This is a genomic window from Natronosalvus amylolyticus (genome assembly GCF_024298845.1).
Taxonomy (GTDB): domain Archaea; phylum Halobacteriota; class Halobacteria; order Halobacteriales; family Natrialbaceae; genus Natronosalvus; species Natronosalvus amylolyticus.
Genome location: NZ_CP101156.1, coordinates 1,800,082 through 1,815,994 on the forward strand (window position 1 = coordinate 1,800,082; position 15,913 = coordinate 1,815,994).

Genomic DNA, 15,913 nt, shown 5'->3' on the forward strand with positions numbered 1-15,913 from the left:
GAAGCGGTTTAACGATACCACAGGTAGTAGACGCCATGGCGGACTGTCCACTCGCAGACGACTGCCCGAGCTTCTCAGAGCGAATCAGCGGCATGGGCTGTAGCCACTACGGCGACCGTGGCGGCAAAGAATGGTGTAACCACTACAGCCAGCCTATCCAGGACCTGAAGACACAGCCGGTCAAACCCAGCGAAGAAGTCATCGTCGACGTCGTCGACATGCACGAAAGCGGTGCCGGCGTCGGCCGCACCGAAGACGGCTTCATCGTCATGATCGACGGCGTCCTCCCGAAAGCCCGCGTTCGCGCGAAGATCACCCGCGTCCACAGCAACCACGCTCGAGCGGACGTACTCGAACGACTCCCACTCGAAGCCGACGAGGAAGTCGACGAGGAAGCCGAGGGTGAAGATGAAGATGCGGACGACGATGACGACGGGGACGAAGCATCCGCGGAGGATGACGAGGAGAAATCCGGGCGACGTCGGCCACGTGAGCAACTGGGAAGTCGGGAAAACTTCTGGGGCTCCTGAACACCGAAGCGCAGTGGACAGCGTTCCGTTTCGAGCCATCGCCATCTATGGTAGCCAGTGAAACGATTTACACACCTAACGCGACGCCAGCTTGCGAGAGGGTGTGCAATGACGTTCACTGACTACTATAGAAACCGCGTCGCGCTCGAGTGCCGTACTGTGACAATCTGGTTTTCGAGAGGAGTGTCATCCAGCGCCGCCTACCGTCTTGCATCTGCAATAAGATGTAAATACAACTGACGTATTGTCCTACCTGAATGGAGGGATCATCGGATGGGATACGACGGCTGCTTGCCGTCATTGCAATTGGGTGTGCAATCGGAGGTATTCTTCTCGCTTCGAGCGCGATGCCCATGCTGGCTGCAGATACCCCAGCAGCAGCCATGCTGGGGGAAGAAGGAGTCGCAGCCGAGCACGAACGAGCCGTCCAGCAGGCGGTACTCGGCTCGGCGCTCGAGCACGCCGACGGGGATGAATCGTCCACACTCGAGGGGGTAGACGAGAGCGACATCGAGAACGGCGAGATGGATGCCGAGGAGCTTGAACGGGCAATCGAAGCGGGCGACATCGATCCCGAGGAGCTAGAACAGGCCATCGAGGAGGGTGATATCGACCCCGAAGCCCTCGAAGAAGGGATCGAAGCGGGTGAGGGCTCGAGTTTACAGCTCGACGGTGGCTCCGTGCCGGCCGGTGCGATGGCTGGCGGTGCCGAAGGCGAGGGCGGACTCGAGGGCGACATCACCCGCGCAGCCGTCCTGACGGGAATGGAGCTGCAGGGCGATCACCTCACCGACCCCCAGATGAGCGACGCCCTGTTCGGACTGGGTGCCGTATACGCGGCGATGGGCGGCTCGACTGACGGTCTGCCCGCCAACGCCGACCTCGATGCAGAAGGCGACCACGACGATGGCATGACCGGAGATGGCCTCGGCGGGGCCGAAACCTCTTCAGGCGGCCTGTTGGACGTCCCGACCTCGAGCAGCGGCCTCGACGGTGGGTTCGGCGACGCCGTGGGTGACGACACCGTGGCAGACGGTGGGATGGATTTCGACGGTTCGACCGACAGTGACGGGTCCGACGACGGCAGTGACGGTGCCGATGGCTTCGATGCTGACGGATCAGACAGCACGGAGAGCGGCGAGATGGATGACGGAGACGACGATGGTACCTGGGACGATGGTGACGAGGAGACGACCGACGACAGTGAACACCCTGACGAGGATGGCGAAACCGACGACGGTGGAGCAACTGCCGACGACGATGTTGACGAGGGTGACGACACCGACGCCACGACAGATGACGGAGACGACTCGAGTGACCCGATGGGTGACTCGAGCGACGACACCGACGACTCGGAAACCAGTACCGACGACTCGACGGCCGACGATGACGGAGACGAAACTGATGACTCGAGCGCGGACGGAGACGCAACTGACGACGACGGTTCGGAGATCGACGACGCCGACGGCTCGAGTGACGAACCGTCCACGGACGAGACCGATGAGGGAAGTAGCGACGATACTGGCAACTTGGACGACACTGACGACTCGAGCGACGATACTGACGACTCGAGCGACGAAGACGAAGGGATCGTCGCCTCGATAACCGAATCGCTCGGACCGCTCGGTGACCGGCCGCTGTTGACCGCGGTTCTCGCCGTCGTGGTGGTCGTCGTCGCCTACGTCTTCCTGACGAAAGACGACCCGATAGCGACGTTGCGAGCGATTCCGGGTCGACTCGTCTCGCTGGTTATGGGTGCCGTGGTCGCCTGTTCACAACTCCTCGAGCGAGCGGTGAGCGCGTTGGCACGAGTCAAATCCGTCGCCGAAATACCGGGGTTGATCGTCACCGCACTCGTCGGTGCACTGGCGTCGATGCGACAGAAAGCAGGCGACGTCCGCGCCTCGCTGCCTATCGTCGGTGACAACAGGAGTGAAGCGGCCGCTGCCGACATCGACGAGGAGGTCCAGTCGTCTGCACGAGAGCGAATCCGTCGTTCGTTTTATCGACTCGAGTCGATGTCGACGGTGTATCCACTCAACGTCGCCACGCCGACCGACGTCGCACACGACGTAAAATCACAGGGCGTGCCGGCCGAACCGGTCGATACCATCGCCGACGCGTTCCGTGACGTCGAGTACGGCGACCGCGACCCCGAACGCCGACTCGAGCAGACGACCGAAGCCGAAGCAACGTTACAGGCCGCCCTCGAGGAGCCGTCAGCCGAGGCGGAGGGAAGCGCTGGTGAACCGACTGGAGTCGGCCCAACGGAGGACAGATGAGTCGGACGCCATCGACGACCGGCCTGCTCGCCGCGACGGTGCTCGGAGCGGCATCGCTCGGTTTTGGCGTCGTCCTCCTGTATCGACCCGAAGCGCTCCTCGAGACCGTCCCCGAACTCGAGCCAGTGCTGGTTGCACTCGACCCCAGAGTCGTCCTGTTCGGACTCGTCGGTAGTCTGCTCGTAATCGGGGCGACGCTGTGGATTACGGGCCGGTTGCGTGGGGAGCCACCGACGTCGCTCGGCGAGACAGCATCCGACTCGCCGTCGAGGGCCTTTGCTCGCACCACGAAACGCTCCCCACCCGGTGGCGAGTTCGACGCGTTTCTCGAGAGAGCGACAGCATACGAAGACCAGGCTCGGTGGCAACGGGAGGAATCGAGAACGCGGCTACGAGAGACGCTCAGACGGGTTGCCGCCGAGACGTACGGAGACGGCACCGATCCGGAGGCCGCTGTGCGCGCCATCGAAACCGGCCAGTGGACCGACGACGTCCGCGCGGCCGCGTTCCTGGCGGGTGAGGACGGGCCCTCACTCCCGCTTTCGGTCTGGTTGTACGATCTCGTGAGTACCTCCGACCCGTTTCACCGAAGCGTCGAGTACACGATCGAGGCTATCGACGCGCTCGGAACGGAACCCGAGAGACGGAGGACTGAGGCCACCAACACTGCCAACCACCAGTCCGGGGAGGTGCGTACGGCGTGAGCCAGCGCGTTCCCCGCTGGCAGGGTGCGCTCATCGTCTCGCTCGCCGTGAGCCTGCTCGCCGTCACCCTCGGTGCGCCAGCGCTATTCATGCTCGCGGTCGTCCCCCTGGGCTACGTCCTCGTGGGCGTCGCCAGTGCCGGCCCGCCGGAAACGCTGGCGATCGAACGGTCACTCGACGTGGAACGACCCAGGCCAGGCCAACCCGTCCGCGTTACCCTCGCGGTGACGAACCACGGCGACCGCGTCCTTCCAGACGTCCGAATCGTCGACGGCGTGCCCGAGAGCGTTCCCGTTACGTCCGGCACGCCCGCGTTTGCAACCGCAGTCCGTCCCGACGAGACCGTCACCCACGAGTACGAACTGTTGCCCCCTCGCGGCGAATACCACTTCGACGAACCGCAGATTCGAACCCGAAATCTCAGTTCGAGCGCCCTCGACACCCTCGAGCTCGAAGCCGACGGGACCGCCTCGCTCACCTGTGAGACCCTGCTCGATTCGTTTTCGATTCGCGATCAGACCATCCAGTTCGTCGGTCGAGCACCGACCGACGAGGGCGGCAGCGGCATCGAGTTTTACGCCGCCAGGGAGTACCGCCACGGCGATCCGATCAACCGAATCGACTGGCATCGCCTCGCTCGAACGGGCGAACTCGCGACCATCGAACATCGCGTCGAACGCGCCGTCACGATGGTCTTCCTCGTCGACGATCGAACGGGCGTTCACCTCGACTCCATCTCAGGTGGCCCCGACTCGTTCGACCTGACGATGTATGCGGCCTCTCGTGGTTTGTTGGCCTCACTGGACGACGGCAACCGAACCGGCTTCGCGATGCTCGAGGACGACACCTGGATCGACCCCGGCGCCGGCACCGACGTGCGACGACGGGTAGACGACGCGGTCGAGGAGGCATCCGCAGGTTCGGGATCAGGGAAGGTGATCGCCGACGGGGGCCGACTCGCCGTCGACCTCGAGAAACGCCTCCCGCGTAACGCACAGGTCGTCTTCTGTACGCCGTTGACCGACCAGACGGCCGTCGACCTGGTCGAGCAGCTCCGGTTGCGCGGTCGAACCGTCACGGTCGTCAGCCCGGATATGACGACCGGCGTGAGCGAGACGGAAACGACGCCGGGGGCGTCAGTCGCCGCTCTCGAGCGACGAAACCGCGTCGATGCGGTTCGAAGCGTCGGATCAGTCGTCGTCGACTGGGACCTCAGTGAACAGCTTTCGGTCGAACTCGTCCAGGCCCTGCGACTGGCAGCCAACAGACAATGACAGAGTACACACACGGCACGGAACGAGACCAGCACTCTCCGTCCGGAGACGGAAGCACGAAACCGGACAAAAGTCGCCTCGAGCGCGCACGGGCGACGGCAACGATGCTCGGGCGACGTGGCGTCGCCGGCGCACTCGAACGGACCAGAATCGCCCTGGCCCGTCCGACCGCGAGTGACATCGCGACGCTGGTGTTGACGCTGCTGGTTTGTCTGGTCGTCGGCGGTTCACTCATCGGGGCACGCCTCGCCGCCGTCGCCACGGCAGGAGGCGTCGTAGCGGCGCTCACCGCGGTCTTGCTCGCGAGTCCCAACCCCGCCGTTCGAGCCGTCGGCGGAGCGCTCGCCGTGCCGACGTCCGTCATGGTAGCCGCACCCATCGTCGTCGCCTGGGCGTTCGCGTTCGGCATCGCCGGCTTCGGCCCCTTCGCCGCCGTCACTGTCTGGGCACTCATCTTCGCGGCGCTGGCCGGAACGCTCGTCTCCTGGGACAAACTCGGCGACGCTGGCGCCAGGAAAGCTGCCACGGGAGCGACGCTGGCCGCACTCGGCGTCATTGGCGTCGTCGTCATCCGAGTGTTGCCAGAAGCCGGTGTCCGCGAGCAGGCCCGCGCTGCAGTGGTCGACATCGGTGCACTCGCCCTCGAATTCGTCGTCGAGCCGAGTCAATCGATGGCCGCGCTCTCGTTTTTCGGACTGACCATCGCAGTCGCACTCGCCCTCGGCTTTACGAGTCGGTATCTCCCGTTCGAACGACTGGTACCGCCAGACCGACGGGATGCCCTCTCGAACGCCGTAGCCGGGGTCGGCCGTGGGTGTAGCCTCGTGATCCGGGGCTCGATCGTGCTCGGGCTTGGAGCCGTGTTCGTCCCCGTCGTCCTCGAGTCCTTCGAGGAGATTCCCCTCACGCCGTTCGAACTCGAGGCCGAGGTTCCGGCACCGCTTGGCAGCCTGCTGGCGGGCTTGCTGACGTCGGGTACACTGCGGTATCTGTTGCTCGCCCTGCTTGGCGTGCTGGTGCTCGCTGCGTTCGGCGAGTGGGTACGACGAGCACTCAGACGCGGACTGGCTGGCGTGCTCGCTCGAGTGTGTGCCCCGATGGCCGGCGGCGTCGTGCTCGCGCTGGGACTGGCATACGCCGTGGCCGACCCGGCTATCGAGGCAACGCTTGAGTCCCTGATCGTCCAACTTGAACCGCAATCGCTCGCAGAGTTGCTGCTCGAGTTCCCGACCTTCGGGCTCGTCGCGGCGCTGATCATCGTCGCGCTGGGAATGCTTGCGTCTCTCCTGGGGACGGTGTCGACGCTCCGGACGATTCGCGTGTTGCCGCCACGGGCGATCGGGGCCGCACTCGCCGCAATCGGCGTGTTCGGCCTGGCGATTTCGCTTGCGATCATCGGCCGCCCGGAGACCGCCATCTGGACCGCTGGGAGTGCGTTCGTCATCTGGGACATCGGCGAGTACGCAGACGGTATCAGAGCCGAACTGGGGCGTGAAGCCGCAACGATGCGGGCCGAACTCGTCCACGCGGCCGGGTCCGTGGTCACGGGCGCACTCATCGCACTCGGGACCGTCGGCCTGTATCGCTGGGTCGCGACTGACGTCCCGTTGATCGACCGTCGACTGGCCGCCGCCGCGCTGGCGACCGGGTTAGTGACGCTCGCACTCGTCGCCCTGGTACTCCGAAAATAGTCAGTTCGAAGCGCTATTCTTCGACCATCGACGGCACGGGCACGCTGTTGAGCGCGCTGTCGACGACCGTAGACGAGTCGACTCCACGGACGTCGGCTTCCGTCGTCAGGACGAGACGGTGATCGAGCACCGCGTGGGCAATCGCTTGAATATCCTCGGGTGCGACGTAATCGCGGCCGGCGAGCATCGCTCGAGCACGACTGGCCTCGAACAGGCGCTGGACACCGCGCGGTGAGACGCCGACGTCGACGCGACTGTCCTCGCGCGTCGCTCGACAGACGTCGACGAGGTACTCCCGGATGACCGGGTCGACGACGACCGTTTCGGGGACTGTCTGGATATCGAGTACCGTCTCCCGGTCGACGACGCGCGAAACGGTCGGCGTCCGGGCGTGTCGGTCCGCACGCCGGTTTATCAGCGTGAGTTCGCCGACCCGGTTGGGGTACCCGATAGTCGTCTTGACCATGAAGCGGTCGACCTGGGCTTCCGGAAGTGGGAACGTCCCCTCCTGTTCGACGGGGTTCTGGGTCGCGATGACGAAAAACGGCTCCGGGAGGTCGTAGGTATCGCCCGCGACGGACACCTGCTTTTCGCCCATGGCCTCGAGCAACGCCGCCTGCGTCTTCGGCGGGGCGCGGTTGATCTCGTCGGCCAGCACAACGTTGGCGAACACCGGCCCGCGTTCGAACTCGAAACTCGCCTCGTGTTCGTTGTAGATGTGGGTGCCGGTGATGTCGGCCGGTAGCAAGTCTGGCGTGAACTGGATCCGGGTAAACTCGAGGTCGAGCGCGGTCGCAATCGACTGCGCGGTCAGTGTCTTGCCGGTGCCCGGCACGTCTTCGAGCAGGACGTGGCCCTGGGCAACGATCGCAGTCATGATCGTCTCGAACAGCTGTTGCTCGCCGATGACGGCGGTCTGGACTTCCTCGAGCACGGCCTCACTCGCGTTCGAGGCCTCGGCTACGTTCATGCGTGGTGACAGTCACGGCAGCGATAAATACGGTTCGGCCCCGGACGCGATTGCACCCTCGTACGGCGAAACCGGTCACGTGGGAACCCGATGAGAGCCACCATCGTCACTCGCAACGTTCAACAGGCCGGTCGCCCTCTCGAGACGTAGATGGAACGACCGCTCGGTGCAGCCCCGTTTGCGACCCAGAGCACCCGCCAGCACGCACTCACAATCGTTGGCGGCGTCCTCGTCTGTTGGCTCGCGTACTTCGGGGCCGTCGCGCTCGTCTACGACTCGCTGTCCGTGCTGGCCCTCGAGGCAGCCATCGAACCCCAGCGCGTCGGGACGGCGGCGGCGGGAATCGCCGTCTGGGGCTACTTCGGACTGGCGTTCGTCCGCGGCTACGGCGGGCCCGTGTTGAACGCGATTCCGTACCCCCTCGCTATCCTCACGCTGGCTCCGTTTCCGGCCCGCTGGCTGCTGTTCGGTCCCGACGTGTCGGGACTCATCTCGCGGTTCGTCGGCTGGTTCGTCATCGAACCGATGATCACCGTCGCCCACGGCGCGCTCCCGGGATTCGGGCTCTTCGTCCTGATTCTCACCGTCTGGGCCTCAGTGATCGGCGAGGACGCTCGAGAAGACTGGGAACGAACGCATCTCTCCCCGGAATTTTACGACGAGTTCGTCGATGTCGACGCCTGAGGGAGTGGCAGAACTATCGAACTGCTCGAGTGAGAGGGAGTATCGTCGGCGTTCATCGGTACCGACGAAGAATCGAGGCACAACGTCGACAGCCGTACTTCGAAACCGCCGGCTGGCTACGTTAATCCCTCTGGATACCCACCCGAACTTGCAGTAACCGTTCGAGAACGGACGTGTCGAGGTTCGCGGACAGTTGCTGGCACTCGAAAAAGAACTCAGTACTCCGTCACGCGTCGACCTGTGAGCCGAACCTGACAACCACTATCGGTTCGGCCCACACGTTCAGGCGTGACGAACCACTCAGGGTCGCGTCGTCGCCCACACCGCCGTCGCTGCCAACAGGAGGGCCGGGACGAGTGGCAATATAAGAAGGGCAAACAGATAGCTCGTATCTGGCGGTGTCAACAGAATTAAACCGGGAGCGACGATGAACGCCATGACGATGACGCCAACGAGAATCCAGCCCCGCCGGCCGAACTCTCTGTCAGCGTTCTCTGGATGGACCGGTTGTTCGAGCCAGGCGTCGTCGCTTTCGGTCTCATCACCGGCGTCAGCATCCTCCACTCGAGAGCCGTCCTCGTCGAACGCGTTCGGATCGTGTACGTAGCCGTCGTCGCTCGAGGTCACGACCGAAATTTCAGGCTGCGTGTGCATAGCCCTCACGGTTTCGGCGTCGTGTGCGAAATTTGGTTCAACTTCCGAAGCTACTTTGAATGCGGTAGCAAATCGAAGGTTCCTACTCGAGTTCGCTGTCCGGACGGACGACCACTTTGCCGAAGCCCTCGCGTCCCTCGAGGTAGTCGTGGGCCTCGGCCGTCCGACTCATCGGGAGTTCGGCTCGAATCGCCGGCTCGAAGGTGCCGTCCCAGACGAGTGCCATGACGTCGTCGACCTGGCCGGGCGTCGCCATCGTCGAGCCGAGAATCGAGAGCTGGTTCCAGAAGATGCGAGGGATGTCGGTCTGTGGGCTCGGGCCTGCCGTACCGCCACAGGTGACCAGTCGCCCGCCTTTCGCGAGACTCTTGATCGAATCGCGCCAGGTGCCCGCACCGATGTAATCGACGACGACGTCGACACCGCGTTTCCCCGTCTCCGCGCGGACCCAGTCGGCGAAGTTTTCGTCCTCGTAGTTGACGACGTGGTCGGCCCCGTGCGCTTCGGCGTACTGGAGTTTGTCTTCGCTCGAGCCCGTAGCGAACACCTCAGCGCCCGCGTAGTCGGCGATCTGGAGTGCGGCGTGACCGACGCCACCGCTCGCACCCAGAACGAGGACGGACTCACCGGGGCTGATATCTGCGCGGTCGATCAGCATTCGCCAGGCGGTCTGGAAGACGAGCGTGCTCGAGGCCGCCGTCGTCCAGTCGACGCTCGCGGGTACCGAAACGAGGTTGTTCTGGTTGATCGCGGCGTACTCTGCGTGAATGCCGGGGACGTGCTCGCCGATGACGTGGTAGTTGACACACAGCGGGGCCTGTCCGTCCCGGCAGAACTCACACTCGCCACAGGAGACGCCAGCGGAGAGCGCGACCCGATCACCCGGTTCGAACCGAGTGACGCGCTCGCCAGTCTCGACGACGACACCCGCTCCGTCGCTGCCGGGGATGTGGGGCATCTCGAGGTCGAGTCCAGGCAACCCACGGCGCGTCCAGACGTCGAGGTGGTTGAGTGCGCCAGCTTTCACGTCGATCAGCACGTCCTCGGGACCGACCGTCGGGTCGGGTACCTCGGCGTACTCGATCACGTCGGTGCCCCCGTGGCCGGTGAAGGTCACAGCCTGCATACTCGAGTCATGGGCACAATCCGTGAAGTAGGTTTGTGGATTCGCGGTACGCGTTGGCGAGGAAAGCGAGGCGATACTTGGCTTTTGTCGTTATACCAATTTGGTACAGAAAGCAGAGTTTGGGTTTTCAGGCTTCGAAACGGTCGAATCACACTCGAGCGACCGCCAGGATGTGGTTGGACAGATCGACGACCGCGGGGTCGGTCCGGTGTTCGCGAACCGCCTCGGTAACGCTGTCAACGACGTCCGCATCGAGATCCTCGAGATCGTGTCGTTCGCCAACGTTCGCGGCGAATCCTTCGAGGCCGGCCAGCGCCTCGACGCGGAATCCGGCCGCCTCGAGGACGGCTTCGAGTTCGGGTGCCCGGAAGAAATGACACGCTGTGAAGCCGGGTTCCTCGAGGTGATCGAGATGTTCGCGGGCGAACGCAGCATCGTACGTACCGTCGGTAGCGAGGGCCGGAACGCCCGGGGCGTATCCCACTGAACGGACGAGGTTCTGTAGGACGGCAAGCCGCCCCATTACCGAGACGAAGACGGGCGAATCGGCTCGAGCGACCCGGCGCAGTTCCTCGAGCGCCTGCGATCGGTCGGTTTCTTCGGTGAGATGGGAGAGCGGCCCGCCGGTACAACAGACCGCGTCGAACCGATCCCTGTCGAACGGCAGCTGCCGGATGTCGGCGCGTTCGACGGTGACGCTGGCGGCAACGTCGTGTTCGCGAGCCTTCTCTCGAGCGATCGTACACTGGCGCTGGCTCAGATCCGCGAGCGTGACCTCGTAGCCGCGTTCGGCGAGCCAGACGCTATAGCGCCCGGCGCCACCCCCGGCATCGAGCACTCGAGGCGGGTTCGACTCGTCGGTGGCGTCGGGGAGGTACCGGCGCAGGTAGTCGGTCGTCCCCTCGAACTCGAGATGGCCGCCGAGGGTGGCCTCGAGGCGGTCCCACTCCTCGTGCCCGTACTCGTCGTAGTAGGTTTCTGGGTCGAGTCCGGACAGGTCCCGGAGCGTTTCACTCGAGGGAGATGGCGGTGACTCCTCAGACATACGTGTACACTGTCCAACACGTACTATTTAATGCACCGCCGGTGTGTGGAGTTGTGCCACGATTCGGGAAAGAGCCACCGGCCGCCGTGACAACTCATCTCGAGCCGGTATCGACGCGGGGGTCGAGCCAGGAGTACGCCAGGTCCTGTACGATGTTGCCGACGACGCCGAAGGCGACGATGACGACGGTCGCGCCGAGGATAACAGGCATATCACGCGACCAGACCGAGTTGTAAAACAGCGAGCCGAGGCCGGGAATGCCGAAAACGGCCTCGATAACGATGACGGAGATGGCGAGCAACGCGAGCGTTTCGGCGAAAATCAACGAGACGAGTGGGATCGCCGCGTTGCGAAGGACGTGGCGACTGACGTCCCGTTGCCCGCCGCCTTTCGCCCGAACGAGTTTCGTGAGGTCGGCGCTGTAATACTGGAGCGCGTACGCCCGGGTGTAGCTCACGACCGCGGCGGCCAGAGTCGTCGTCACCAACACGACCGGCAGGACGTACTCGTAAACGAACGGTAACTGGGTTTCCCCAATAAAGTTGAACTCCCGTCGCCACTGAAAGCCAACGGTCGCGGTCGACGCCGCAGTCAGCAGTAAAAACCCGATCCAGAAGTTCGGGACCCCGAACAGCGAATAAACGGTCGCCGTCACCCCTTCCCCACGGAGCGATCGGGCGTTCGACGCGGCGTATAGCCCGATAGCGAGACCGATAGCCGTCGCGAGCACCATCGACGGGACCACGTACGCTGCCGTTCGCCACGTCGCCTCGACCACCATCGGGAACACCGCCTCACCGCTCTGCCAGGACGACCCCCACTGGAGCGTGACCATGTTGCCAATCCAGTCGATGTACTGTTCGGAAAGCGGCCTATCGAGCCCTCGTTCGGCCAGGAACTCCGCTCGCATCTCCGCGAGTTCTTCGGGATCGGCCCCGCCGTAGCCGGCGACCGCCAACATCCGGTCGAGCGCCCAGTCGCCAGTCACCGTAAACAGCCCAAACAGCAACGAGAGGACGGCCCAGATGGCGACGGCGCCGAGGACGATTCGCTCGAGCAGGAGTCTGGCGAGCGACATCAGCGTTCACCCTCGACGTGACTGTACAGACCCAACACGATTCGTTCGAGGTATCCGTAGCCGACTATATCAACGTGGCGGTCCTGAAGATTGCACAACACTTATTCGACATCGCGAGAGCGATTCGTACGACAATCGATGACGAACGCCGATGGGCCGTCGGAGGTTCCTCCCGCTGCATCCGATACCGATCAGCAAGCCGCGTTCGAGGAAATCGAGTGGGAGCACGTGTCGCCGACCGACCGGAGCGGCGGCCCCGAGCGAACCGTCTTCGCGTTTGGACTGGTGTTGCTCGCCGCAGTGTATCTCTATCACCGTTCGACGGGCGAGTTGTATCTCGTCCTGTCGTGGGCAGTCGGCCCAGAAGACTGGCTGTTATTGCTCGCGGTCGTCGTCGGGGTGGCGTTCGGTCTGGTTCCTCGAGTCGGCAAACGAGGCCGGCGCGAAGTGAGACGGATTGCCCAGCGACTCCGGGGCCGGTGGCTGACGCTGGTGAGCCTGGGGGTTTTGACCGGCGTACTCACCATTGCCCTCTATGCGGTGCTGTCAGGGCTACAGCCAAAGTTAACGATGGAAACTGGAAATCCCGGCCCGGATCAGTTTCAACCGCCGGTCGGCTTCGACGGGCCGTATATGTCGACACGCACCGATTGCGTCGGCACGGTCACGGGCGAAGCCGTCGGTGAACGGCGCTGTCACGGCACCTGGACGTACCCCCTCGGGACCGACCGCTGGGGGTACAAAATGACCGATTTACTGATTATCGGCAGTCGGCCGGTCCTGTACGCCACGGTCGTGACCATCGGCGTGATCGTCCCGCTAGCGACCCTCGTCGGCGTCGTCGCCGGCTACTACGGCGGCCTGCTCGACGACCTGCTGATGAGCTACGTCGACGTCCAGCTCAGCGTCCCCGCGATCGTGCTGTACCTGATCGCCTACCTGTTCGTCGGCAACTCCATGTTCGTCCTCCTCGTTGCGTTTGGTTTGCTCTCCTGGGGCGGCATCGCTCGCATCGTCCGCAGCGAAACCCTCCAGCGCCGGGAGGAAGGGTACGTCCGTTCCGCCCGCGTGATCGGGGCATCCAACCCCTACATTCTGCGTAGACACGTCCTCCCGAACATCACGAACAGTATCGTCCCCGCAACCTTCCATCTGATCGCCGTACTGGTGCTCACCGAAGCCGCCCTCTCGTTTCTCGGTTTCCACGTCAGCTTCCAATCCTGGGGAATGACCATCGCCGAAGGGTTGTTCAGAGAACACCCGCTCGATGTCTGGTGGAATTCGACGGCCCCCGCGCTCGTTTTGATGGCGACCGTCGCCGCCTTCAAACTCGCCGGCGACGGCCTCAGAGACGTACTCGACCCTCGAGGTGACCATGAGTAAGCCACTGTTGACCGTCGAGAATCTCCGTGCGAACATCCGAACACCTGATGGCGTCCTGAAAGCTGTCGACGGTATGGACCTGACCGTCACCCGCGGCGAAACCGTCTGTCTGGTCGGCGAGAGCGGGAGCGGGAAATCGCTCACCTGCGATTCGATCACGGGTCTCGTCTCGAGTCCGAAAATCGACGTGTCGGGCTCGGTCAGATTCGACGGTGAAGCCCTGCTCGAGGCAGACGAGGCAACGTTGCGAACGATTCGCGGTAACCGAATCGCCTATCTGTTCCAGAACTCCCAGAACGCCCTCGACCCGGTGTATTCGATCGGCGACCAGATCATCGAGGCCATCACGTTTCACGACGACGACCCGGAACCAGCCCCACGAGAACAGGCTATCGACCTGCTCGAGACCGTCGGCCTCTCGAGACCCCGCGAACGCATAGACAGCTATCCACACGAACTCTCCCAGGGAATGCGCCAACGGGTCGCTCTCGCGATAGCGCTCGCGGCCGAGCCGGACCTGCTCATCGCCGACGAGCCCACCTCTGCGCTCGACGTGACGATTCAGGCCAGGATTCTCGAGTTACTCGAGGGGTTGAAACGAGAGCGCGACCTGACGGTGTTACTCGTCACCCACGACCTGCGCGTCGTCGCCAGACTCGCCGACCGCGTCGTCGTCATGTACGCCGGACAGCCGATCGAACGCGGGCCCGTCGACGCTGTCTTCGAGACGCCAGCCCACCCCTACACCCAGGCGCTCTTCGACAGTTTCACCGGGACAGCACAGGAGAGACGCGAGCAGCCTGCAGCCAACGGCTGTCGGTTCGCGTCAGAGTGTCCGCATACGGTCGACGACTGCCGGACCGAACGTCCGGCGTTCGAAGCTGTCGGACCGGACGAATCAACCGGCCACCAGGCAGCCTGCATCTATTACCGAGACGACCGGGACCGAAACAAAGTTCTCGAGCGGGCAACCGGCGCGATTACTGCCGCCGAGTCACTGACGGAGGTGTCAGACGGTGAGTGAGGAGCCGCTCCTTTCGGTCACGAACCTCGAGAAACACTATCCCATCACCGAGGGCTTACTTCGTCGCCAGACGGGGACAGTTCGCGCCGTCGATGGCGTCAGTTTCGACGTCACCCGCGGGGAAGCGGTCGGTCTCGTCGGCGAATCCGGCTGTGGGAAATCCACGACCGCACTCTCGGTGTTACGACTCGAGGACCCGACCGACGGCGACGTTCGCTTCGACGGCGAGGACGTGCTGAGCTACGACGACGAGGAACTTCGACGGTTTCGCCGACGTGCTCAGCTCGTCTTGCAGGATCCCGACTCCGCGTTCAACCCGCGCCAGACCGTCGGCGAGGCCATCGAGGAGCCGCTTCGGATTCACGGCCTTCCCGACCCCGAGCGACGGCGACACGTCGTCGAGGACACCATCGAACACGTGGGCCTCCCGGCCGACGCCGCCGACGGCTACCCCCACGAGTTCTCCGGTGGTGAGCGCCAGCGGCTGGCGCTGGCCCGCGCGCTCGTGTTGAATCCAGACCTCCTCATCGCCGACGAGCCGGTGAGCGCGCTCGACGGACGAACCAAATCGGGTGTCCTCGAGTTACTGGCCCGCGTTCAATCCCGGTTCGACGTCGCTATTGTCCTCATCAGCCACGATGTCGATCTGGTCCGCCGGTTCTGCGACCGCGTGGCCGTCATGTATCTCGGTCGCGTCGTCGAACGAGGAGCCGTCGAAGACGTCCTCACGAACCCGGCCCATCCATACACACAGTCACTCGTCGAAGCCGTTCCGAGTCTCGACCCGACCGCCGAGGCCTCGAGTCCTGCGTTACGGACCGACGAATTGCCGGACGCCACGGACCTGCCTAATGGCTGTCGGTTCCACCCTCGCTGTCCAGCGGTTATCCAGCCCGAGGGTATCGACCTCCCACGCGAGGAGTGGCTCGGCGTGACAGCCCTCCGATTCCGGCTTGCAAACGAGTGGGACGACGAAACCGACAGTAGAGAGCTACTCCAGAACGGCGCGGCACTGTCCAGAGAGACAACCGACCCATCGTTCGATACGGCACTCCGTGACGCGTTCGGTCTGCCGGCGACGCTGTCCGATTCGACCGCCGAGTCGGCGCTCGAGACAGCTATCGATGCCCTCGAATCGGGATCACTCGATGCCGCACGACGGCAGCTCGCTGACGGATTTGCCAGCCCCTGTGAAGAAATCTCGCCAGCGGAACTCCAGTTGGCAGCCGACGATGAGTCAGCTACCGATGCCACGACGCGGTTGGTCGCCTGTCACCATTACGACGACGACGTCTCGAGTAGCGGTAACGCCGCCCCCGCAACACGTTTCGCCGAGTGAGTGTGGTGAACGACAGGTGCTAGCACACCTTGTCGTAATATCGCTTTTCGACCGTCTCAACCCCTATTGGTGGCACATGCAAGCAGTGGAGGAATGCGTTCGGGTGTCGATAGAGCGGACGCTCGGTTT

At 63.9% G+C, this 15,913-nt stretch carries 14 protein-coding genes; 9 read left to right on the forward strand and 5 right to left on the reverse strand.

Annotated features, from left to right (window positions below):
• The first annotated feature begins 35 nt into the window (after positions 1–35).
• The 5 genes from NLK60_RS08465 (at position 36) to NLK60_RS08485 (ending at position 6,481) form a co-directional block, all read left to right on the forward strand.
• Positions 36–530 carry a TRAM domain-containing protein gene (locus NLK60_RS08465; protein ID WP_254807369.1) on the forward strand — a complete coding sequence of 165 codons (495 nt, stop codon included), beginning with the start codon at positions 36–38 and terminating at the stop codon, positions 528–530.
• A gap of 257 nt (positions 531–787) precedes the next feature.
• Positions 788–2,812, forward strand: a complete 2,025-nt coding sequence (locus NLK60_RS08470) for a hypothetical protein (protein WP_254807370.1) — start codon at positions 788–790, stop codon at positions 2,810–2,812.
• Positions 2,809–3,516: a DUF7269 family protein gene (locus tag NLK60_RS08475; RefSeq protein WP_254807371.1), complete on the forward strand. Its 708-nt coding sequence runs from the start codon at positions 2,809–2,811 to the stop codon at positions 3,514–3,516. The genes NLK60_RS08470 and NLK60_RS08475 overlap by 4 nt, the downstream gene beginning before the upstream one ends.
• Positions 3,513–4,790 carry a DUF58 domain-containing protein gene (locus NLK60_RS08480; RefSeq protein ID WP_254807372.1) on the forward strand — a complete coding sequence of 426 codons (1,278 nt, stop codon included), beginning with the start codon at positions 3,513–3,515 and terminating at the stop codon, positions 4,788–4,790. The genes NLK60_RS08475 and NLK60_RS08480 overlap by 4 nt, the downstream gene beginning before the upstream one ends.
• Positions 4,787–6,481 carry a DUF7519 family protein gene (locus NLK60_RS08485; RefSeq protein WP_254807373.1) on the forward strand — a complete coding sequence of 565 codons (1,695 nt, stop codon included), beginning with the start codon at positions 4,787–4,789 and terminating at the stop codon, positions 6,479–6,481. Before NLK60_RS08480 ends, NLK60_RS08485 begins: the two co-directional genes overlap by 4 nt.
• 13 nt (positions 6,482–6,494) lie before the next feature.
• On the opposite strand, the gene NLK60_RS08490 is transcribed toward NLK60_RS08485, so the two are convergent.
• Positions 6,495–7,451 (reverse strand): AAA family ATPase, encoded by a 957-nt coding sequence (locus tag NLK60_RS08490; protein WP_254807374.1) that lies wholly within the window; start codon positions 7,449–7,451, stop codon positions 6,495–6,497.
• Between the two features lie 150 nt (positions 7,452–7,601).
• Between NLK60_RS08490 and NLK60_RS08495 the strand changes: the two genes are divergently transcribed.
• Complete coding sequence (locus NLK60_RS08495; protein WP_254807375.1) at positions 7,602–8,135, forward strand: hypothetical protein; 534 nt, start codon at positions 7,602–7,604, stop codon at positions 8,133–8,135.
• Positions 8,136–8,435: 300 nt separating this feature from the next.
• Here the strand turns inward: NLK60_RS08495 and NLK60_RS08500 are convergent, their stop codons facing one another.
• The 4 genes from NLK60_RS08500 to NLK60_RS08515 all read right to left on the reverse strand — a co-directional run bounded on the left by NLK60_RS08500 (position 8,436) and on the right by NLK60_RS08515 (position 12,038).
• Positions 8,436–8,762, reverse strand: a complete 327-nt coding sequence (locus NLK60_RS08500) for a DUF7977 family protein (protein ID WP_254810449.1) — start codon at positions 8,760–8,762, stop codon at positions 8,436–8,438.
• A 109-nt stretch (positions 8,763–8,871) separates the two neighbouring features.
• A complete protein-coding gene (locus NLK60_RS08505; protein ID WP_254807376.1) occupies positions 8,872–9,915 on the reverse strand; it encodes a zinc-binding dehydrogenase in 1,044 nt (347 codons plus the stop codon).
• Between the two features lie 148 nt (positions 9,916–10,063).
• Positions 10,064–10,960, reverse strand: a complete 897-nt coding sequence (locus NLK60_RS08510) for a class I SAM-dependent methyltransferase (protein ID WP_254807377.1) — start codon at positions 10,958–10,960, stop codon at positions 10,064–10,066.
• 94 nt (positions 10,961–11,054) lie between these two features.
• On the reverse strand, positions 11,055–12,038 hold the full coding sequence (locus tag NLK60_RS08515; RefSeq protein ID WP_254807378.1) for an ABC transporter permease: 984 nt from the start codon (positions 12,036–12,038) through the stop codon (positions 11,055–11,057).
• 138 nt (positions 12,039–12,176) lie between these two features.
• On the opposite strand from NLK60_RS08515, the gene NLK60_RS08520 reads away from it, so the two are divergent.
• From NLK60_RS08520 to NLK60_RS08530, 3 genes are read left to right on the forward strand one after another with little or no spacing between them, the layout of a single operon-like run.
• Complete coding sequence (locus NLK60_RS08520) at positions 12,177–13,421, forward strand: ABC transporter permease (RefSeq protein WP_254807379.1); 1,245 nt, start codon at positions 12,177–12,179, stop codon at positions 13,419–13,421.
• Positions 13,414–14,445 carry an ABC transporter ATP-binding protein gene (locus tag NLK60_RS08525; protein WP_254807380.1) on the forward strand — a complete coding sequence of 344 codons (1,032 nt, stop codon included), beginning with the start codon at positions 13,414–13,416 and terminating at the stop codon, positions 14,443–14,445. The genes NLK60_RS08520 and NLK60_RS08525 overlap by 8 nt, the downstream gene beginning before the upstream one ends.
• The gene (locus NLK60_RS08530; protein WP_254807381.1) at positions 14,438–15,784 is read left to right on the forward strand and encodes an ABC transporter ATP-binding protein; all 1,347 of its coding nucleotides are present in this window, start codon (positions 14,438–14,440) and stop codon (positions 15,782–15,784) included. Before NLK60_RS08525 ends, NLK60_RS08530 begins: the two co-directional genes overlap by 8 nt.
• Positions 15,785–15,913 lie beyond the last annotated feature (129 nt).

Coding starts and splice junctions, on each gene's coding strand:
- NLK60_RS08465 (WP_254807369.1), top strand. CDS start 36: ATGGCGGACTGTCCACTCGCAGACGACTGCCCGAGCTTCTCAGAGCGA.
- NLK60_RS08470 (WP_254807370.1), top strand. CDS start 788: ATGGAGGGATCATCGGATGGGATACGACGGCTGCTTGCCGTCATTGCA.
- NLK60_RS08475 (WP_254807371.1), top strand. CDS start 2,809: ATGAGTCGGACGCCATCGACGACCGGCCTGCTCGCCGCGACGGTGCTC.
- NLK60_RS08485 (WP_254807373.1), top strand. CDS start 4,787: ATGACAGAGTACACACACGGCACGGAACGAGACCAGCACTCTCCGTCC.
- NLK60_RS08490 (WP_254807374.1), bottom strand. CDS start 7,451: ATGAACGTAGCCGAGGCCTCGAACGCGAGTGAGGCCGTGCTCGAGGAA.
- NLK60_RS08495 (WP_254807375.1), top strand. CDS start 7,602: ATGGAACGACCGCTCGGTGCAGCCCCGTTTGCGACCCAGAGCACCCGC.
- NLK60_RS08505 (WP_254807376.1), bottom strand. CDS start 9,915: ATGCAGGCTGTGACCTTCACCGGCCACGGGGGCACCGACGTGATCGAG.
- NLK60_RS08510 (WP_254807377.1), bottom strand. CDS start 10,960: ATGTCTGAGGAGTCACCGCCATCTCCCTCGAGTGAAACGCTCCGGGAC.
- NLK60_RS08515 (WP_254807378.1), bottom strand. CDS start 12,038: ATGTCGCTCGCCAGACTCCTGCTCGAGCGAATCGTCCTCGGCGCCGTC.
- NLK60_RS08520 (WP_254807379.1), top strand. CDS start 12,177: ATGACGAACGCCGATGGGCCGTCGGAGGTTCCTCCCGCTGCATCCGAT.
- NLK60_RS08525 (WP_254807380.1), top strand. CDS start 13,414: ATGAGTAAGCCACTGTTGACCGTCGAGAATCTCCGTGCGAACATCCGA.